An 18,735-nucleotide genomic window follows, 5' to 3' on the forward strand; every position below is an offset into this window, starting at 1 on the left:
TTCCTGTTTGATCAGGTGGTCTGGTCGGCCGGCTTCTTGAAACTGTCCAACACCATCAATACGGCGCCGACGCAGATGGCGGAGTCGGCGATATTGAAGGCGGGCCAGTGGCTGGTGCCCCAGTAGACATCGAGGAAATCGATGACGTGGCCGTAGAGCAGGCGGTCTATCAGATTGCCTACGGCGCCACCGAGAATGAGCGACAGCGCCAGGGCAAAGCGGGTTTCGCCATGGTGCTTGCGCAGCATGGCAACAATGGCAACCGAGACGACCAGCGCCAGCAAGGTGAAGAAATGCCGCTGCCAGCCCCCGGCGGTGGCCAGGAAGCTGAAGGCGGCGCCCTTGTTGTAGGTCAGGACCAGGTTGAAGCCGTTGAAGATGGGCAGGACATCACCGAACTCGAAGGCCGACTCAATGGCCAGCTTGGTGGCCTGGTCTACCACCATGATGATGAAAGCCAGCAGCAGCCAGCGCGCCATGCCTTGCTTAAGCATGCTTGCGTACCTCGCCCGAGCCAAACAGGTTGCTGATGCAGCGGCCGCAGAGGCTACCGTGCTCGGTGTGGCTGCCTACGTCGCTGCGATAGTGCCAGCAGCGCTCGCATTTTGCGGCCGTAGCGGGCGACACGCTGATACGGGTTTCGTCGCCGCTGACCAAGCTGAGGCTGGAGACGATGAGGATGAATTTCAGATCGTCGCCCAGTGCAGCCAGTAAGGGGTAGAGCTGGGCATCGGCGGTGATGGTCAGCTCGGCCTGCAGGCTGGAGCCGATATTGCCGGCTTCGCGCAGGACTTCCATCTCCTTCTTGGCCTGTGCCACTACGCTGCGCACGGCGGACCAATCGCGTGCCAGTGCTGCCGCATCGGCAGGTTGGGGCAGCGTGTACCAGGTGTGCAGCAGGGTGTTGTCGTCGCTATTGCCTTCCAGTGTGCTCCACACCTCGTCAGCCGTGAAGCTGAGTACCGGTGCCAGCAGCAGGGCAAGGCTGCGGGTGATGTGGTACAGGGCGGTCTGGGCAGAGCGGCGGGCAGGGCTGTTGGCGGCCGTGGTGTAGAGGCGATCCTTCAGGATGTCGAGGTAGAAGCCGCCCAGGTCGTCTGCACAATAGTGGTGGACGGACTGCATGGCCGTGTGGAAGCTGTAGCGGCCATAGTCGGCGGTGACGGCATCCTGGAACTGCTGTGCCATGACCAGTGCATAGCGATCCAGCGTCAGCATCTGGTCTACGGCGATGGCGTCGGTTGCGGCATTGAAGTCGCTGAGGTTGGCCAGCAGAAAGCGCAGGGTGTTGCGGGCGCGGCGGTAGCTGTCGGCCACGCGCTTGAGGATCTCGTCCGAGATGCTCATCTCGCCCGAATAGTCGGTACTGGCCGCCCACAGGCGCAGCATGTCGGCGCCATACTGGTCGATGACCTTTTGCGGCGCAACCACATTGCCCTTGGACTTGGACATCTTCTCGCCCTTGCCGTCCACCGTAAAGCCATGGGTCAGCAACTGCTTGTACGGGGCGCGGCCCTCGGTGGCGCAACCGGTCAGCAGGGACGACTGGAACCAGCCACGATGCTGGTCCGAGCCTTCCAGGTAGAGATCTGCCGGCCAGGCCAGTTCGGGCCGTTGGCGCAGCACGGCGAAGTGGGTGGAGCCGGAGTCGAACCACACGTCCAGGGTGTCGTTCAGCTTGTCGTAGTCCTTGGCCTCGTCGCCCAGCAGCTCAGCCGGGTCGAGCGCGAACCAGGCGTTGATGCCGCCGGTTTCCACGCGCTTGGCAACGGCTTCCAGCAACTCCAGCGAACGGGGGTGCAGATCACCGGTCACCTTGTGGGCAAAGAAGGTCATCGGTGTGCCCCAGTTGCGCTGGCGCGAGACGCACCAGTCCGGGCGGTTGTTGATCATGGACTCCAGCCGTGGGCGGCCCCAATCGGGGAAGAACTCGGTGTCATCGACCGCCTTCTGTGCCACGGCACGCAGCGCCTGGCCGGCGTGGCCGGGTTTTTCCATGCTGATGAACCACTGGGCGGTGGCACGGAAGATGATGGGGGTCTTGTGGCGCCAGCAGTGCGGGTAGCTGTGATTGAGGCGCACATTGGCCAGCAGCAATTCGCTGGCGGCCAGGTTGTCGATGATCAGCGGGTTGCCTTCCCACACTGACTTGCCTTCGAACAGGGCGACACCGGGTTTGAAGCGGCCGTCGTTACCCACCGGGTTCTCGTCGCTCAGGCCGTAATGCTGACCGACCAGCCAGTCGTCCAGGCCATGCGCGGGCGCGGTATGCACCAAGCCGGTACCGGCGTCAGTGGTGACGTGGTTGCCCAGGATGATGAAGGATTCACGCTCATAGAAAGGGTGTTGCAGCTTCAGGTGTTCCAACTTGCTGCCATGGGCCTGCGCCACCACCTCGACCGATTCAAAACCGTATCGCTTGATGGCGCTTTCGGCCAGTTCGCGTACCAGGATCAACAGGCCCTTGGGGGTTTCGACCAGGTCGTAGGTCAGTTCGGGGTGCACGCAAACTGCCCGGTTCGCCGGCAGCGTCCAGGGGGTTGTGGTCCAGATCACGGCATAGGCAGGCACGCCGGCAATGCGATCAGCAGGCAAGCCAAAGGCGGCAGCCAGGGCGGCGGTATCCTTTACCGGGAAGGCAACATCAATGGCGGGGCTGTTCTTGTCCTCGTACTCCACCTCGGCCTCGGCCAGCGAGGAGCCGCAATCGACGCACCAGTGCACCGGCTTCTGGCCCTTGACCAGATAGCCCTGGCGATGCACCTCGCCCAGGGTGCGGATGATGTTGGCCTCGGTCTCGAAGGCCATGGTCTTGTAGGGGTGCGCCCAGTCGCCAATCACCCCGAGGCGGACAAAGTCCTTCTTCTGGCGCTCGATCTGGATCTCGGCGTATTCGCGGCACAGGGTGCGGACGAAATCGACCGGCAGGTGGGTGGCTTTTTCGTCCAGGCCGTTTTCCTTGCGGAAGGCCACGATCTTGGCGTGGATGGCCGGTGCGGCTTCGATGGCCTTCTTGTCACCCTTTACCAGCTTTTCGATCTGATGCTCGATAGGCAGGCCATGGCAATCCCAGCCCGGTACATAGGGCGCATCAAAACCCGACAGGGTCTTGGTCTTGACGATGATGTCCTTCAGCACCTTGTTGACGGCATGACCGATGTGGATATCGCCGTTGGCATAGGGGGGGCCATCGTGCAGGATGAACTTGGGTCGGCCCTGGGCGGCTGCGCGGATACGCTGGTACAGCTTCTGGTCTTGCCAGCGCTGCAGAAAGCCGGGCTCGCGGCGTGCCAGATCGCCCCGCATGGGGAAGGGGGTATCCAGCAGGTTGACTGGGTATTTGCTTTGTTCGGACATGGTGGTAACTCGATGAATTCAGTCTCTTGGCCGGCGCTTTGCGCCGATCAGCGTGATTCGTGCCGCCCCCGCCCGCTCACGGACGGGGGAGGCTAATTCGTTCGCGGTAGAAGGCGCGGGCGTTCTCCACATCCAGCTTGATCTGGGCGATCAGGGGTTCCAGGCCATCGTACTTGGCTTCGTCACGCAACTTATGCAAAAAATCCACCTGCAGATGGCGGCCGTACAGGTCGCCGCTGAAATCGGGCAGGTAGACTTCCAGCGCGATCCGGCCGCTATCGTCCACCGTCGGGCGCTTGCCCAGGCTGGCCGCGCCCAGCAGGGGCCGGTCGGCCGCGCCGTGGACTTCGGTGACAAAGATGCCGGTGAGGGGCGGGCGGTTATGCTTGACCTGGATATTGGCCGTGGGAAAGCCTATCTGCCGCCCCAGCTTGGCGCCATGCACCACCCGGCCGCTGATGCGGTAGGGGCGACCCAGCAACTGCTCGGCCAGCGCCAGGTCGCCGCTGCCTAGGGCCTCGCGCACGGCGGTGCTGGAGGCGCGGCGGCCGTCCACGGCTATCTCGGGCATGGCTTCGGCCAGGTAGCCAAATTGTTGGCCATAGGTGGCCAGCAGGCGGTTGTCGCCGGCACGGCCTTTGCCAAAACGGAAATCATCGCCCACCAGCACGTAACGTGCTCCGATCTGCCTAGCCACGATCTCGCCCGCGAAGGCCTCGGCGGAAAGCGAGGCAAAGCCCCGGTTGAAGTGGGCCAGATAGACTCTGGCGATGCCGGCATCGCGCAGCAACTCTAGCTTTTCTCGCAGGCTGGATAGGCGGGCTGGGGCCGCATCGGGGGTAAACAGCTCGCGCGGGTGCGGCTCGAAGGTGAGCACGGCCGGCGGCAGGTTGGCACGGCGTGCTTCGGCCACCAGGCGATCAAGCATGGCACGATGGCCGCGATGCAAGCCATCGAAGTTGCCTATGGTCAGGGCACAAGGCCCGGCCTGATGAAAAGGGACGCCGCGAAATACCTGCATGGAGTAGAGAGAATGCACTCGCCGTGGGAAGAACCGGCAATTCTACTTGTGGGGGGGCTGGGGGTCTAGGCGCGAATGGCGCAATGCAACAAGAATCAGTACTTTATCTCGACCGTGCCGCCTGCGCGGGCGATACCCTGCACCACGGCACCGCTGATCATCTTGACGCTGACCTGCTGGCCTTCGTTGGCATTGCCCATGGCGCGGCCCTCGCTGGCCACCTCGAAGCCGTTGCCGACGGCCACTACCTTGACGAATTCATTCACCTTGACGGCAAAGGGCGCGCGCAACTGATCGCTACGCAAAGGGGCGCCAGCAGGTGTGCCCCCGACCAGATGGCGGCCGACGGCTTGCACATGGTCGACCACCACGGTGGGGGGGAGTTGGGATAGATCGCCGGTGCGGCGCTCGATATCGGTTTCGGTAATCTCGTGGCCCGAGGGTAGGGCTCGTGCAGCAACCCAATAGTCAGCCTGTATGGCGATGGCGGCCGGTAGGTTGACTGTCCACTTGGCGCCCTTGCTGCAGCGTATCCGCAAGCTGGTGTTGCCCATCAGCCGGTTGCCCTGTGCCAACTCCACGTCTATCTTCTGGCAGGGCGCTAGCGTCAGCCGATTATCCAGCCTGCCCAACTGAAAGCTAGCCCGATCGCCGTGGCTGGCGAGCTGGGTGGTGAGGTAACGATTAGCCGCCTCGTACAGACTCTCCAGGCCCTGCCGGGCATCGGCAGCAGCAAGGGAACAACTCAGCAGTATCAGGATAAGGCAGCGGTACATCGCGGAGCAGCTATGACGGTGGGTTTTCAAGTGTGGAACCGCTGAGGCTGAAACGCAAGGTCGGCGTGGGTTTGCCTGGGTTTGGGCTGGGACTTCGCGGCAATCTGGTCGTGCCTGTCTGCCAGTCAATTTTCTACTTTCTTCTTTTTTTGATAAGCACTTGGCAACATCGCAAGTACAGCGATGCCTGCTATGACTATACCGCACACACAACCATGATATTGTCCCGATGCTGCGAGAGTCAGAGCGTACCAGCGTCGACCTCGCCAAAGCCCACCGTGACAGCGAGCAGTTGGGCCACATCTGGCAGCAATACACCTGGGGCTGCGGGGTGCAGAAGCTGGCGACACCGGAGGGCAGTGGCACGCCTAGCAGTACAGGCAACCTGGCGGACCGTAAGGGCGACGCCACCACGATTGAACTGAACCCGGCCACGGGTGTGTGCAAGCTGGTCAAGCCGGGCACTGCTGTAGTGGCCACACGGAGTCAACGGCCATGCGGGTGCTGGCGCCAATGTGCCGGAAGGCAGTCGCACGGGTAGATTGCCCGTGGTGGTGTCGAACGATGATGTGCTGGCGTTTTAGGTGGGGGGTATACAGGAAGTCGTGTTAAGAATTGTTCCAATTAAACCGAGTTGAAGATGACTCAATTCGATGAACACGCCGAAATGCAAGTTTCCGGTATTGAGCTCCAGTACGTTGAATATTGTGCTGTGTCGAAATTTTTCACGTTCAGCCAGTCTTGTTTTGAAACTGGGCTTTCGGAAAGCGTCCTCCTCGGGCTGGCCAATTGGGCGAGCTGAGGTACGATGTGGTGTTTTTAACCGCAGGTGGCGCATGGGGTATGGTGGATAGGATTGCAAGCTGGCGTCATGCTTGGATGGCTGTGGGGGTGGCGGAGCCTGATGCGGCTTTGTTGGCAGCATTGCTGGCGCGGTACGCGGAGGCTCAGCGCGCCTACCATACCTTGCAGCACCTGGATGAGTGCCTGGCGCTGTTTGAAGCTGTTTCTGCCTGTGCTGAGCGGCCGGGGGAGGTGGCGTTGGCTTTGTGGTTTCACGATGCCATCTATGATGTGCAAAGCCGCGATAATGAGGCGCGTAGCGCGGCTTGGGCGCGGGAGGCTTTGCTGGCGGCCGGCGTGGATGGGGCGGCGGTGGCGCGGGTGGTGCAGTTGATCATGGCGACCCGGCATGATGTGTTGCCCCTGACGGTGGATGCCAAGCTGCTGGTGGATATCGACCTGGCGATCCTGGGGGCAGAGGCATCGCGCTTTGCGCAGTACGAGCAGCAGATCAGGCTGGAGTATGCCTGGGTGGCGCCAGCTGTTTTTGCGGCCAAGCGTGCTGCTGTGCTTGCGGGTTTTCTGGCGCGGCCGCGTATCTATGCGACCGATGCTTTGTTTACGCGGCTGGAATCGCCGGCGCGGGCCAACCTGCAGGCTGCCATTTTACAGCTGGGTGCTTGACCTTGCAGTTGCTTCAAGATTTATGCTGTGTCCGTTCTGACTAGGGTTGGGTCTGCGGGGTCGGACGGTGCTGATATGCAGCGCCAGGGCTGCCGTGCCTTACCCGGTCTCCAGTATCTGCCAATGAATGGGTTCATGGCGGGCTGTTGGCCTTTCGTAGTAGCGTGGGATATCTGCGGTGCGTTGCGCCAACAGGGCCGGCGCCGACTGGGCTGGTTCGCCGATTTTCATGGTGTGTTCAGACAAGTATTGTTTTACTGGCGTCACGGTAGCGCTTTGCCGTTATCTGTGCGGTGTAGGGCATCCGGGCAATGAAGGGGTATTCAATGAGCAAGCAGGAAATGAACGACAAGCAACGAGACCAGGCTGCCATGGTGCGCCGTAATCTACGTACGGCCTTGATACTGGTGTTGCTGATAGGCGGATCGATGGCGGCCTTTCTGAATAACTTCGGTGTTTTTGGCTGACAGTTGCGGCCTACCCGCTGAGCCTGGCATTTGAAGCATCTGACGGGGCTGTTAACCTAAGGAAATGCTGGTGGTGCCGGGGCTGAGCCCTTGCTGATAGGGAACCGCCGTGGCTGGCATGTGTCTAGCGATGCTGGTTAGTGGCAGGTGCCAAGGGGTCCACGTGCTGGGCGTCGGGGTCACAGCAGACTTCAGACTTAGCCCCCGCCCTCGTTGCTGCGACGGAAATCCACGTCGCACGGTGCGTGGAGGGCGTTGCGCTGATGTTCTTTTTTGAATGAGCTTCAGATTTCCAACAGTTACAATGGCGGCCGCTGAATGGCCGCCTGATCTATCCAAACAATGAGAAAGCACTCTGTATGAACAGCAAGCGTCTTTTTGCCCGTGCCTTGTTGGCATTGGGCCTGTCGGTAATCGGTGCCTCGGCCCTGGCCGCTGGCGACCATGCTGGCCCGGTAACCAAGTTGCCGGCGGCTCAGCCGGTGGCTACCCCTGGCAAGATCGAGGTAATCGAGTTTTTCTGGTTTGGCTGCCCGCATTGCAGTGCGCTGGAGCCTGCGGTGGCGGCCTGGGAGAAGAGTCTGCCCCCTGATGTGGTTCTGCGCCGCGAGCATGTGATGTGGGATGGCCGCTCGGACATGGAAGGCCATACCAAGCTGTTTGTGACACTGCGTACCATGGGCCTGCTGGCTCAGCACCAGCGTGCTGTGTTTGATGCCATCCATGGTGGCCGGGTAGAACTGCGCGACGAGAAGACCCTGTTTGAGTGGGTGGCCAAGCGCGGTATCAACCGCGCCCAGTTTGAGGCGGCTTACAAGTCGTTTGGTATCGGTAGCCAGATTGGCCGTGCCAAGCAGATGACCCGTGACTATCGCGTCAATGGGGTACCGACCTTTATCGTTAACGGCAAGTATTCGACTTCAGTCAGCCAGGCCGGCGGCGAGCAGCAGCTGTTTGCCATTTTGAACAAGCTGATTGCGCAGGAGCGCGCCGGCAAGAAGTAAGAGCCTGCCTGGGCACGGTCGGCGCCATGCTGGCCGTGCCTGTGTCAACGACCCGTGCGAGGCTTGAGGTTGCGGCGTCCCCTATATTCCATTCTGCTGGATGCAAATGCCTGAATGTGTAGAGGGAGGTTCTAATACTTTGCTAAAATCGCGGTCTGCCAATTAACAGCTGTTCTCATCTCATGTCCACCATCGCTACCGAACGCGTCCTGAGCGTCCATCACTGGAACGACACCCTGTTCAGCTTCACCACGACCCGTGACCCTGGGCTGCGGTTTGAGAATGGACATTTTGTGATGATAGGCCTGCAGGTGAATGAGCGCCCCCTGATGCGGGCGTACTCGATTGCCAGCGCTAACTACGAAGAGCACCTTGAGTTCTTTAGCATCAAGGTGCCCAATGGCCCGCTGACCTCGCGCCTGCAGCACTTGAAGGTGGGTGATGAGCTGTTGGTGAGCCGCAAGCCTACGGGCACCTTGGTGATACATGACCTCAAGCCTGGCAAGAATCTGTTCCTGTTCGGCACGGGTACTGGCTTGGCGCCTTTCATGTCCATCATCAAGGATCCGGAGACTTATGAGCATTTCGAGAAGGTCATCCTGTTCCATGGCGTGCGCTTTGTGAATGAGCTGGCTTACGCCGACTACATCCAGAATGAGTTGCCCAAGAATGAGTTCTTTGGCGATGTGATCCAGCAGAAGTTGATCTACTACCCCAGCGTGACCCGCGAGGAGTTCCGCAACCAGGGCCGGTTGACCGATCTGATCGAGAACGGCAAGTTGTGCGAGGACTTGGGCCTGCCGCCACTGAACCCGGAAACTGACCGTGCCATGATGTGCGGCAGCCCGAGCATGCTGAAGGATACGGCGGCCTTGCTGGATGCCCGTGGCTTCCATGTTTCGCCACGTATTGGTGTGCCTGGCGACTATGTGATTGAGCGTGCCTTTGTCGAGAAGTAATTGGGCTGCTTGCCGTTGAGCGCTCGGCCTGCCAGTGGGGTGGGCCGTGGCGCGCTGATGGCTGTCTGTTTGCTGATGTGCTATGTCCCTAATCTGTAAGCAAGTTTTCTGACAGAAATGACTTGCCTGCGAGGGGGGATTGGGCGAGAATTCGGCCCTTGTTTTATAGCGTTGCGGCACCTCGCCCAACGCGGGTATTAGGGCGCTGAAAAGCGTGCCTGGTGCTTGCCCCAAAGGGCCATGAGGCTAGGGAGGTTGGGCTTGCGGGCTCGTCTCCGGCTAGGCGCAATGCCTGCCGACTCGTAATCCATCAAGGCAAGACGTTCTTAGACCTTCGGGTGTTGGGGCGCGTCTATAGATGGATTGCGCCCAACTCCGACTCTTGGGGGTGTGGGATATGTCCAACCTGACTTCATCCAACCAGCTTCGCGCGGCTCAAGCGCAATTGCCTATCTCGGTCTATTTTGACCCGGATTTTTATCGGCTTGAACAGGAAACGCTGTTCTCCCAGGCGCCAAAGTATGTCGGCCATGAGCTGATGGTTCCCAATGTGGGCGACTATCAGGTACTGGAGATGTACGATCGTTCGCGCTTGCTCAAGCGCACCGAATCTGGCGTCAAGCTGCTGTCGAACATCTGCCGCCACCGTCAGGCTTTGATGGTGGATGGGCGCGGCAATAGCTCGCATATCGTCTGCCCTTTGCATCGTTGGACCTATGACAACCAGGGCACCCTGCTGGGTGCGCCGCATTTTCCCGAAAAGCCCTGCCTGAATCTGCCTGAGACCCGACTACAGTCCTGGAATGGCATGTTGTTCGAGCTGGGTACGGGCGGCAGGGATGTGGAGGCGGACCTGAAGAACCTGGGCGTGGCCAAGGATCTGGATTTCAGCAACTACATGCTGCATAGCGTGCAGGTAGATACTTACGAGGGCAACTGGAAGACCTTTATCGAGGTTTATCTGGAGGACTACCACGTGGATCCATTCCACCCTGGCCTGGGCAGGTTTGTGGAGTGCGATGACCTGAAGTGGGAGTTTGCCGACTGGTATTCGGTCCAGACCGTGGGTATCAACAATGCCTTGGCGAAGGCCGGTTCGAAATCGTATGCGGAGTGGCACAAGCAGGTGCTGGCATTCAACCGTGGCCAGATGCCCAAGCATGGCGCCATCTGGTTGACCTATTACCCCAATGTGATGGTGGAGTGGTATCCGCATACGCTGGTGATCTCGACCTTGCTGCCGGATGGCCCTCGCCGCTACAAGAACATTGTGGAGTTCTATTACCCTGAGGAAGTGGCCTTGTTCGAGCCGGAGTTCATGGCGGCGGAGCAGGCGGCCTACCAAGAGACGGCGGTAGAGGATATGGAGATTATCCGCCGCATGGAAGAGGGCAGGGAGCGGCTATACAAGGAGGGCCGGGACGAGTTCGGCCCTTATCAGAGCCCGATGGAGGATGGCATGCTGCATTTCCATGAGTTCATGCGGCGGGAGATGGCTGATCATATGCCTGCCATGCGCCTGTAAGTATTGCCGTGATGGGGTTGTGCCAAGGGCCGGTACCGATAAGGTACCGGCCCTTGTCTTGGGGCAAGCTCAGATGGTTTTGGAATAGCGTTGCAGGGGCTGGCCTTGCTGCAGGCGGCGGTCGAATATCATGGCGATATTGCGTATGAGCAGACGGCCGCGTGGCAGTACTTGCAGGCGCTGTTCATCCAGGCTGAGCAGGCCGTCATTGGCCAAGGCCGCCAGCTTTGGCTGTTCGGCGGCAAAGTAATCCTTGAAGCGAATACCCCAATGCGCCTCCAGCTGGGCGAAGTCGAGTGCGAAATCACACATCAGTTGCTGTATCAGGCTACGGCGCAGCCTGTCATCTTCGTTCAGGGCGATGCCTCTGAACAGCGGTAGTTTGCCAGCATCCAGCAGGGCGTAATACTCCTCGGTGCCGCGCACATTCTGGCTGTAGCTTGCGCCCAGCTTGCTGATGCCTGAGACCCCCAGGGCGAGTAGATCGATGTCGTCGCGGGTGGAATAGCCCTGGAAGTTGCGGTGCAGGGTGCCTGCGCGCTGGGCAATGGCCAGTTCGTCATCGGGCAGGGCAAAGTGATCCATACCAACGTAGACGTAGCCAGCGGCGGCGAGTTTGCTGATGGCGAGGCTGAGGATATCGAGCTTGGTATCGAGCGCTGGGAGGTCGGCTTCGTTGATCTGCCGCTGCGTTTTGAACAGCTGCGGCATATGCGCGTAGTTGTAGATGGAAAGGCGATCCGGCCTGGCTGCGATCACTTTGTCCAGTGTGGCGCTGAAGCCCTGTACGGTCTGCAATGGCAAGCCGTAGATCAGGTCGATGGAGATGGACTTGAAGCCATGTGCACGGGCCGCTGCGATCACTGCCAGTGTTTCGGCTTCGCTCTGGATGCGGTTGACGGCCCGCTGGACGGCGGGATCGAAGTCCTGCACGCCCAGGCTCATGCGATTGAAGCCCAGCTTCCCCAGATGTGCCACGGTGGCGGGTTGGACTTTGCGTGGGTCTATCTCTATCGAGTATTCGCCCTCATCCTTGGGGGCAAAGTCGAAATGGGCCCGAAGTTGCCCCATCAGCCGGCCGAGTTGGGCATCGGAGAGGAAGGTGGGGGTGCCGCCGCCGAAATGCAGCTGCTCCACCTTGGCGCGGCCTGCGAACAGGGGGGCTTGCAGGGCAAGCTCCTTGTCGAGGTAGTCCAGGTACACCTCGGCGTGTGCCTTGTTCTTGGTGATGATCTTATTGCAGCCGCAGTAGTAACAGATCGTATTGCAAAAGGGGATATGCACGTAGAGCGACAGCGGGCCTTGCTGGCCTGCGGGGAACTGCCTTGCCACTTCTGCGCGGTAGGCTGCTTCATCGAAACCGGCATGGAAATGATCGGCCGTGGGATAGGAGGTGTAGCGTGGGCCATTACCTGCCAGACGCTCGATCAGGCTTTTGTCGAAACACAGGCCTTGAACATCAAAATCAGCTGGGGCCGGCTTGATGGCAGTGGGGGCGGGCGCATTCATGCGGGCAACCATGTTGATATGAGGTGCGGCCAGTTTGCCTGTGGGCGAGGGGCGCTACCTTGATGCGTATCAACCGGGGGCGACTTTGATGGCTGGCGCTGCGATGGGGCTAGTGGAAATCACGACTCTCTACCGACAGGGCTCCCAGTAGCTCGGATTTGTCGGCCAGGCGCTTGGCGAGCAGATGGACGACCTCGCCTTCCCGCTGCACTACGCCATAGACGGCCAGCAGTCGGGCGCCCAGTAATTCCTTGCGCTGCCTTTCGCCCAGATCCTGCCAGACAATGACATTGGTGTTGCCGGTTTCGTCTTCCAAGGTAACAAAGGTGACGCCACTTGCCGTGCCGGGACGTTGGCGGCCAACCACGATGCCGCAGGCTCGTGCGGGCTGGCCGTGCTGGCAGGCGCGCAGCTCGGCGGCGCTGAGCAGGCGATCCCGACTCAGGCGTGGGCGTAGCAGGCTGAGTGGATGGGCCCTCAGGGTGAGGCCCTGGCTGCGGTAATCTTCCAGCACCTGCTGGCCCAGGCTGGGGAGCGGGAGGGTGATGGCCGCCTCTGCCTTGGCGGCCAAGCCTGCGAGGTCTTGCTCCAGCGGTAGGCCACCCACCTGCCAGCGGGCTTGCCGGCGATTGCCCGCCAGGGTGGCCAGCGCATCGGCATCCGCCAGAATACCCAGGCTACGCTTGTCGAGACTAGCCAGACGCTGCAACTGGGCCAGGCTGTCGTAGCCTGCTGTTGGCTGGTGGGCGGCAATGCGCTCGCCTATGCGCTGGCCTAGGCCGCTGATCAGCCGCAAGCCCAGTCGGAGCGCGTGCTGGGGGCACTGCTCGTCTTCCAGCGTGCAATCCCAGTCACTGCGCTGTACATCGACAGGGTGTACCACGATGCCATGCCGCTTTGCGTCCTGTATCAACTGCGATGCAGAGTAAAAACCCATGGGCAGACTATTGAGCAGGGCGCAGGTGAAGGCTGCTGGCTCGTGGCGCTTGAGCCAGCCCGACACATACACCAGCAGGGCGAAGCTGGCGGCATGGGATTCGGGAAAGCCATATTCGGAGAAGCCTTCTATCTGCTTGCACAGACGGTCTGCAAATTCCTGGGTATAGCCATTGGCCAGCATGCCGGCGACCAGCCGCTCTTGGTAATCCGCCAGTTCACCCGTGCGGCGCCAGGAGCCCATGGAGCGTCTAAGCTGGTCGGCCTCGCCGGGGGTGAAGTCAGCGGCATCGATGGCCAGCTGCATGACCTGCTCCTGGAAGATAGGCACACCCAAGGTTCGCTTTAGCGTCTTCTTGACGGCTTCGGATGGGTAATCGACGGGCTCCAGCCCCTGTCTCCGCCGCAAGTAGGGGTGCACCATGCCGCCCTGTATGGGGCCAGGGCGCACGATGGCGACTTCGACCACCAGGTCGTAGAAATTTTTGGGCTTGAGTCGCGGCAGCATGGACATCTGTGCCCTGGACTCGATCTGGAACAGGCCTACGGTATCGGCATGCCCTATCATCTCGTAGACCTGTGGGTCTTCCGCCGGGATATCGGCCATGCGCATCAGTGGTTGCCGGCGTATCGCCGACACCAGGGCCAGCGTACGGCGTATGGCGCTCAACATGCCCAATGCCAGCACATCGACCTTGAGCAGACCCATGGCATCCAGGTCATCCTTGTCCCACTGGATGACAGTGCGGTCGGGCATGGCGGCGTTTTCTATGGGGACCAGCCGTGCCAAGGGGCTGTGCGAGATGACAAAACCGCCCACATGTTGCGACAGATGGCGGGGGAAGCGCATCAGCACCTGCGCCAGCCGCAACAGCAGTTGGACTGGCCGGCTCTCGGGGTCGAAGCCCGCCTCCTGCAGTCGCTTGGGCAGTTCTGCGCGGCTATCCCACCAGGCCAGGGTTTTGCTGATCTGATCCAGCTGCTCTTCGTCAAACCCCAGTGCGCGCCCTACATCCCGCAGGGCGCTGCGCGGGCGGTAGGTAATCACGGTGGCGGCCAGTGCGGCACGCTCCCTGCCATAGCGCTTGTATATGTATTGGATGACTTCCTCCCGTCGATCATGCTCGAAATCCACATCGATATCGGGGGGCTCATGCCGCTCTTGCGAGAGAAAGCGTTCGAACAGCAGATTGGATCTATCCGGATCTACCTCGGTGATACCCAGGGCAAAGCAGACGGCGGAGTTGGCTGCTGAGCCACGGCCCTGGCAGAGGATCTCCTGGCTGCGGGCGTAAGCGACGATATCGTGGACGGTGAGAAAGAACGACTCATAGCGAAGCTTGATGATCAGCGCCAGCTCGTGCGCTACCTGGCGACGGACTTTTTCTGGTGCGCCCGCTGGATAGCGCTGGCGTAAGCCAATTTCGGTCAGTGTGCTCAGATGACTTGCCGGTGTTGCGCCCTCGGGTACTAGTTCGGCTGGGTATTCATAGCCCAGATCGGCCAGAAACTGGCCGCAGCGCTGTGCAATGCGCACGGTTTCTGCCAACAGTGCGTGTGGGTAGATGTGGGCGAGCGCCCGGAGGCTGCGCAGGTGGCGCTCACCATTGGGAAATAGCGACAGGCCGCACTTTGCTACCGGCCGACCCAGCCGGATTGCCGTCATGACGTCCTGCAGGGCGCGGCGGGATCGGACATGCATATGCACATCGCCACTGGCGACGCAGGGGAGACCGCATTGCCGGCCTAGCTGCAATAGTGCGGACAGGCGGCTGTCATCATCTGCCTCCTGAAATAGCTCTACCGCCAGCCAGGCGCGCTCGGGGAAATGCTGGCTAAACCACTGGCCGTCTGCGGCATCCGGCAGGGCGGGGGGCAGCCACAGAGCCAGCAGCCGCCCGGCGTGGCGCGCGACAGCGGCGCGGTCCAACTGGTATGAGCCCTTGTTGGCATTGCGTCGCCCCAGGCTGATCAGCTGAGATAAATCGCCATAGGCTTCACGATCTGGTGCCAGCAATACCAGGCGCAAGCCATCATCCAGGGTCAGTTCGCTTCCTACGATCAATTGCAGGCCGTGCTTCTGGGTGGCCAGATGGGCACGAACAATACCGGCCAGCGAGCATTCATCGGTTATGGCCAGTGCTTGATAGCCCAGCTTGGCGGCCCGCTCCACCAGCTCGTCTGCGTGCGATGCGCCGCGCTGGAAGCTGAAGCAGGAAAGGCAATGCAGCTCGGCATAGGCGGCTTGGTTGGCGGCAGGCATGGCGATTCCTTAGGCAAACAGACCGTGCAGGTACCAGCTGTCGGTGCTGCGCTGCTGGTATATCCAATAGCGGCGGCCAGATGGCCCTTGCGCTTGGTAGTAGTCGCGGGTGACGCTATTGCCATCCCACCAGCCGGACTCTATACGCTCTGCACGTGTCAGCAGCTGGAGAGGCTCGCTGTGCCAGAGATGTCCGTCACGTAGCTCCAGACTCTGGGGTTCGGGCAGCAGCCAGGCGGGGCGCTCGCCCAGGGTGAGCGGAGGGGAGACGCTACCGCAGGGTGCCCAGCACCAGGCATGTTCTGGGCGGTGATCCGCCACGCAGACGACGCTCTGCACAGCATCCTCGCCCAGCCGCGCCACCAGCCGTGCGCGCAACAGGTCGAAATCCTCCGCCTGGCTGGCATCACCAAACAGGGTCAACACCTGGCCGTCCAGGCGATGCAACTGGCTGGCCAGAATACCCATGGCCTCTACCGGTGCGGGCAAGGCCAGCCGCGCAAGGCGCTCGCGACAGATGGCCAGCATGGCATCGGCGGCGCGGGTGGGCTTGCCCAGCCCTAGCGTCACTTCGGTTTTGCTGCTGTCTTCGTGCTGCATGATCAGCTGCAGCTGTTGTACCCCCAGCCCCCTGCCCATCAGAAATGCTGCCAGCTCGGTAAACAGGCGCTTGGCGACAAAGCCCAAGGCCTCGATCTGGTCTGTTGCCCAATTGAGCGCTACGGTGCGTTCAAATCGATCAGGCGGCTCAAAAGGATCGCGCGGGTCTGGTTGCAAGCCCAGTGCTTGGTCCAGCATGTAGGGAAAGGTGTGGCCGAGGCGATGGGCAAGGCCATCGCGCGGGAGGCTGTGGAGATCGGCAAACTGGCGCATGCCTAGCGCCTGTAGTTGCCGCAGCGTGTCGTCAGGCCAGGGGAGTTCGGCGATGGGCAGGCTTGCCAGGCCGTCGGCAAGGCCCTCTGGGCTACGTATCACGGCTTGTGGGCGCAACTGGGCCAGCCAGGTGGCGGCAAGCGGTGAGGGGGCTGCCGCCATCTGTGCCGACCAGCCGTGCTCCACCAGGCCTTGTGCAATGAGCTTGCGCAATCGGCCCAGACCCTTGAAGTAGCGCAGGCAGCCTTCTATCTCCAGCAGCAGGCCGTGTGGCGGAACCAGGCAAACGGTAGGCGTGTACTGCAAGCTCCAGGCTGCAAGGCTCTCCAGTAGCGCCAGCTCCTGCTGCGGCTGACGCCGGGCAATGCGCAGGCCTGCGGCGAACGTCAGGGCGGCAGCGCGGCGCATGCCGGGCTTTACACCCAGCGCTTGCGCTGCGGCATTGCATATCAGTACCTGCTCCTGGCGGCCGCGCTGCTCTACGACAGCCCAGGGCTCAGGCTGCGTAGGCGTAAGGTTCTGGTGCAGTGCGTCTAGCGGTAGAAAAGGCAGGTGTAGTGCTAGCCACAACATGGGTAGGGCCTGTAGCAGGATGCCTGGTGGGCGTTGGTTGATGGCTGTGGGGCAGGAATACAGCCTGGGTGGCTGCGGCGCCCCGGCGCTTGAGCACCTGTACTGCTACGCCGCCAGCGACGGATTCCACGCCCAGCCGCAGACCGAATGGTGAGCTGACATTTTCGGCGCGGCCATGGCGCAAGACAAAACCACTACCACCACCTTGTTCGGCCGCTAGTTGCAGGCGGCGGCAGTTGCGATCGCTCAGGGCCAGATCGAACCAGCCTACTACCGCGCCACAGGCAGGTTCCCGCAGGGATTGCTCCATGGCCCACAAGGCATCGTGTTCGGTTTTGGGGTTTACCCAGGTCAGTCGCCGCAGATCCACACCGGCAGCCTGCCAGGCCGGGGCGTAGGGTATTTGCGGCGGGGCAATCAGCAGAATTTGCTTGCCAGCCTGACTTAAGCGGGCGAGGGCCGGTAGCAGTAGTTTGAGCTCGCCGCAGCCTGCTCTGCTGGCAATGACTTCGGTAACGGCCGCCAGTGGCCAGCCCGCGCCCGGCAGCAAGGGCGCCAAACGCTCGTGCCCGCAAGGGATGGTGGGTACGGCAATCTGGCTGTAACCATCACCCCGCCATACCCCTGGGTGCTTCAAGACATCGACTAGCGCTGCTTTCATGGCCCACTCCTCACAAGAGAACGTTCGTTCACTAAATATTAGGAGAACGAACGTTCTCCGGTCAACCATGATGTGAAATATTTTAATTAGGTGACGTGTCACTTAAATATAATCGTGACCAAGTCACCGCCTTTTTGAAAGCAGCAGACATGACAAGCGATACGCTTACACCACCCAAACGGCGCCCAGGCAGGCCCGCGCATGGTGAGCGCGCCATGACGCCGGCAGAGCGCCAGCGCGCCAGCCGCAAGGCCAGGCGTGCTTTGTTCATGCAGGAGATCAAGTCTGGCAAGGGGGTAGATGCCAAGGCGGCCAGAGAGCCTTTTGCCACGACGATAGATGGCACGCTCAAGGCTCATCTCAAACTATGTGCCTGCAGGGTGGGCCTGGATATGAATGCGTTTCTGGAGCTTTTGATACAACAGCACGCGGCTGATTTACGGGACAGCTTATCCCGGCAGCAAGATGAGACACCCAGGCGGTGAGCGCGGGCTATCTGGCCTTGCTGCCCTTGGGCTGCCATTTCTCCAGCAGGCGCTGCAAGCTGCCATCGGCCTTCATCTCCGTCAGCGCAGCATGGAGTTTGGCCACGGTCTCGGCCTTGCTGAGGCGATTGAGTGCAAGATAATAGCCGCCGCTGCTGATCAAGAGCATTTGCGGCTCCAGGTCTTCGAGTGCAATCCCGCTTTCACGGGCAAAGGCGCCAATGGAGAGCGGATTCATCGGAACCAGGTCTACCCGTCCAGCCAGAAGTTTGTAGCCGATTGCGCGGTCGTGCATTGTGATGTCGAGATTGAGCCCTTGCTCAAATCCCTGTGCCAGCAGGTATTCGGTGGCGGCGTCATTATGGGAGGTACCTACCCTGTACTGCTTGGCCAGATCCAGTGAGGTGGCCACGACGTCCTTGCGGGTGCGTAGCCGCCATAGCCAGACTTCGCGTTTGGCGATGGGTCCTATCCAATGAAACCAATCTTCACGCTCAGGTGTTCTCGCTACGGTAAACAGCAGGACATCGGGCTTTTGCCTGGCTGTTTCAAGCGCTCTTGCCCAGGGCAGGGCTTCGGTCTGCAGGCTGAAACCGCTACGTCGTGCGGCTTCATTGGCAACGTCTACCCCCAAGCCTTGTAGCTTGCCGTTGAACACGATATTGAATGGCTCATTGTTCTCTGCCGTGACCGCCCGCAACGACAGCGGTGGTTCGGTGGCGGTGGCGTAGGTGGCGGCAAGCAAGGCAGCAAGCAGTGCTGTGAGGTACACGCGTATACAAAGCATCCCTGATCCTCTGATGTCCTGTTGCCGGTTCATGGGCAGCCGTGCGTGCCAGTAAGCGGGCGGCACGGCTGC

Annotated in this window: 15 protein-coding genes; 6 read left to right on the forward strand and 9 right to left on the reverse strand. The window is 61.0% G+C overall.

Features of this window, described 5'->3' with window-relative positions; genetic code table 11:
• Nucleotides 1–11: 11 nt before the first annotated feature.
• The 4 genes from lspA to flgA all read right to left on the reverse strand — a co-directional run bounded on the left by lspA (nt 12) and on the right by flgA (nt 5,154).
• The gene (gene lspA, locus V7714_RS05490) at nt 12–494 is read right to left on the reverse strand and encodes a signal peptidase II (RefSeq protein WP_284196162.1); all 483 of its coding nucleotides are present in this window, start codon (nt 492–494) and stop codon (nt 12–14) included.
• The gene (gene ileS / locus V7714_RS05495) at nt 487–3,357 is read right to left on the reverse strand and encodes an isoleucine--tRNA ligase (RefSeq protein ID WP_335708809.1); all 2,871 of its coding nucleotides are present in this window, start codon (nt 3,355–3,357) and stop codon (nt 487–489) included. Before ileS ends, lspA begins: the two co-directional genes overlap by 8 nt.
• Nucleotides 3,358–3,433: 76 nt before the next feature.
• Complete coding sequence (locus V7714_RS05500) at nt 3,434–4,378, reverse strand: bifunctional riboflavin kinase/FAD synthetase (protein WP_335708810.1); 945 nt, start codon at nt 4,376–4,378, stop codon at nt 3,434–3,436.
• A gap of 95 nt (nt 4,379–4,473) precedes the next feature.
• Nucleotides 4,474–5,154, reverse strand: coding sequence for a flagellar basal body P-ring formation chaperone FlgA (gene flgA / locus V7714_RS05505; RefSeq protein ID WP_335708811.1), 681 nt, complete (start codon nt 5,152–5,154; stop codon nt 4,474–4,476).
• Between the two features lie 843 nt (nt 5,155–5,997).
• On the opposite strand from flgA, the gene V7714_RS05510 reads away from it, so the two are divergent.
• The 5 genes from V7714_RS05510 (at nt 5,998) to V7714_RS05530 (ending at nt 10,576) form a co-directional block, all read left to right on the forward strand.
• Nucleotides 5,998–6,621 carry an HD domain-containing protein gene (locus tag V7714_RS05510; protein WP_335708812.1) on the forward strand — a complete coding sequence of 208 codons (624 nt, stop codon included), beginning with the start codon at nt 5,998–6,000 and terminating at the stop codon, nt 6,619–6,621.
• A gap of 326 nt (nt 6,622–6,947) precedes the next feature.
• Nucleotides 6,948–7,088 (forward strand): hypothetical protein, encoded by a 141-nt coding sequence (locus V7714_RS05515; protein ID WP_335708813.1) that lies wholly within the window; start codon nt 6,948–6,950, stop codon nt 7,086–7,088.
• 359 nt (nt 7,089–7,447) lie between these two features.
• Entirely contained in the window at nt 7,448–8,092 is a 645-nt protein-coding gene (locus V7714_RS05520; RefSeq protein WP_335708814.1) for a thiol:disulfide interchange protein DsbA/DsbL, read from the forward strand.
• Nucleotides 8,093–8,274: 182 nt separating this feature from the next.
• On the forward strand, nt 8,275–9,051 hold the full coding sequence (locus V7714_RS05525; protein WP_284196090.1) for a ferredoxin--NADP reductase: 777 nt from the start codon (nt 8,275–8,277) through the stop codon (nt 9,049–9,051).
• Nucleotides 9,052–9,448: 397 nt separating this feature from the next.
• Nucleotides 9,449–10,576, forward strand: coding sequence for an aromatic ring-hydroxylating oxygenase subunit alpha (locus tag V7714_RS05530; RefSeq protein WP_335708815.1), 1,128 nt, complete (start codon nt 9,449–9,451; stop codon nt 10,574–10,576).
• Between the two features lie 69 nt (nt 10,577–10,645).
• Here the strand turns inward: V7714_RS05530 and hemN are convergent, their stop codons facing one another.
• The 4 genes from hemN to imuA all read right to left on the reverse strand — a co-directional run bounded on the left by hemN (nt 10,646) and on the right by imuA (nt 17,391).
• Nucleotides 10,646–12,085 carry an oxygen-independent coproporphyrinogen III oxidase gene (gene hemN / locus V7714_RS05535; RefSeq protein WP_335708816.1) on the reverse strand — a complete coding sequence of 480 codons (1,440 nt, stop codon included), beginning with the start codon at nt 12,083–12,085 and terminating at the stop codon, nt 10,646–10,648.
• Between the two features lie 109 nt (nt 12,086–12,194).
• Entirely contained in the window at nt 12,195–15,284 is a 3,090-nt protein-coding gene (locus V7714_RS05540) for an error-prone DNA polymerase (protein ID WP_335708817.1), read from the reverse strand.
• A gap of 9 nt (nt 15,285–15,293) precedes the next feature.
• Complete coding sequence (locus tag V7714_RS05545) at nt 15,294–16,730, reverse strand: Y-family DNA polymerase (RefSeq protein WP_335708818.1); 1,437 nt, start codon at nt 16,728–16,730, stop codon at nt 15,294–15,296.
• Nucleotides 16,654–17,391, reverse strand: a complete 738-nt coding sequence (gene imuA / locus V7714_RS05550) for a translesion DNA synthesis-associated protein ImuA (protein WP_335708819.1) — start codon at nt 17,389–17,391, stop codon at nt 16,654–16,656. Before imuA ends, V7714_RS05545 begins: the two co-directional genes overlap by 77 nt.
• Nucleotides 17,392–17,540: 149 nt before the next feature.
• Between imuA and V7714_RS05555 the strand changes: the two genes are divergently transcribed.
• Nucleotides 17,541–17,876, forward strand: coding sequence for a hypothetical protein (locus tag V7714_RS05555; RefSeq protein ID WP_335708820.1), 336 nt, complete (start codon nt 17,541–17,543; stop codon nt 17,874–17,876).
• Between the two features lie 7 nt (nt 17,877–17,883).
• Here the strand turns inward: V7714_RS05555 and V7714_RS05560 are convergent, their stop codons facing one another.
• Nucleotides 17,884–18,663, reverse strand: coding sequence for a substrate-binding periplasmic protein (locus V7714_RS05560; protein WP_335708821.1), 780 nt, complete (start codon nt 18,661–18,663; stop codon nt 17,884–17,886).
• Between the last annotated feature and the right edge of the window lie 72 nt (nt 18,664–18,735).

Origin of the sequence: Chitinimonas sp. JJ19 (genome assembly GCF_036961565.1) — a bacterium.
In the GTDB taxonomy this organism is placed as follows: domain Bacteria; phylum Pseudomonadota; class Gammaproteobacteria; order Burkholderiales; family Chitinimonadaceae; genus Chitinimonas.

What these genes read in the sequence shown, in the direction of transcription:
- lspA (WP_284196162.1), bottom strand. Translation starts at nt 494, where the DNA reads ATGCTTAAGCAAGGCATGGCGCGCTGGCTGCTGCTGGCTTTCATCATC.
- ileS (WP_335708809.1), bottom strand. Translation starts at nt 3,357, where the DNA reads ATGTCCGAACAAAGCAAATACCCAGTCAACCTGCTGGATACCCCCTTC.
- V7714_RS05500 (WP_335708810.1), bottom strand. Translation starts at nt 4,378, where the DNA reads ATGCAGGTATTTCGCGGCGTCCCTTTTCATCAGGCCGGGCCTTGTGCC.
- flgA (WP_335708811.1), bottom strand. Translation starts at nt 5,154, where the DNA reads ATGTACCGCTGCCTTATCCTGATACTGCTGAGTTGTTCCCTTGCTGCT.
- V7714_RS05510 (WP_335708812.1), top strand. Translation starts at nt 5,998, where the DNA reads ATGGTGGATAGGATTGCAAGCTGGCGTCATGCTTGGATGGCTGTGGGG.
- V7714_RS05515 (WP_335708813.1), top strand. Translation starts at nt 6,948, where the DNA reads ATGAGCAAGCAGGAAATGAACGACAAGCAACGAGACCAGGCTGCCATG.
- V7714_RS05520 (WP_335708814.1), top strand. Translation starts at nt 7,448, where the DNA reads ATGAACAGCAAGCGTCTTTTTGCCCGTGCCTTGTTGGCATTGGGCCTG.
- V7714_RS05525 (WP_284196090.1), top strand. Translation starts at nt 8,275, where the DNA reads ATGTCCACCATCGCTACCGAACGCGTCCTGAGCGTCCATCACTGGAAC.
- V7714_RS05530 (WP_335708815.1), top strand. Translation starts at nt 9,449, where the DNA reads ATGTCCAACCTGACTTCATCCAACCAGCTTCGCGCGGCTCAAGCGCAA.
- hemN (WP_335708816.1), bottom strand. Translation starts at nt 12,085, where the DNA reads ATGAATGCGCCCGCCCCCACTGCCATCAAGCCGGCCCCAGCTGATTTT.
- V7714_RS05540 (WP_335708817.1), bottom strand. Translation starts at nt 15,284, where the DNA reads ATGCCTGCCGCCAACCAAGCCGCCTATGCCGAGCTGCATTGCCTTTCC.
- V7714_RS05545 (WP_335708818.1), bottom strand. Translation starts at nt 16,730, where the DNA reads ATGTTGTGGCTAGCACTACACCTGCCTTTTCTACCGCTAGACGCACTG.
- imuA (WP_335708819.1), bottom strand. Translation starts at nt 17,391, where the DNA reads ATGAAAGCAGCGCTAGTCGATGTCTTGAAGCACCCAGGGGTATGGCGG.
- V7714_RS05555 (WP_335708820.1), top strand. Translation starts at nt 17,541, where the DNA reads ATGACAAGCGATACGCTTACACCACCCAAACGGCGCCCAGGCAGGCCC.
- V7714_RS05560 (WP_335708821.1), bottom strand. Translation starts at nt 18,663, where the DNA reads ATGCTTTGTATACGCGTGTACCTCACAGCACTGCTTGCTGCCTTGCTT.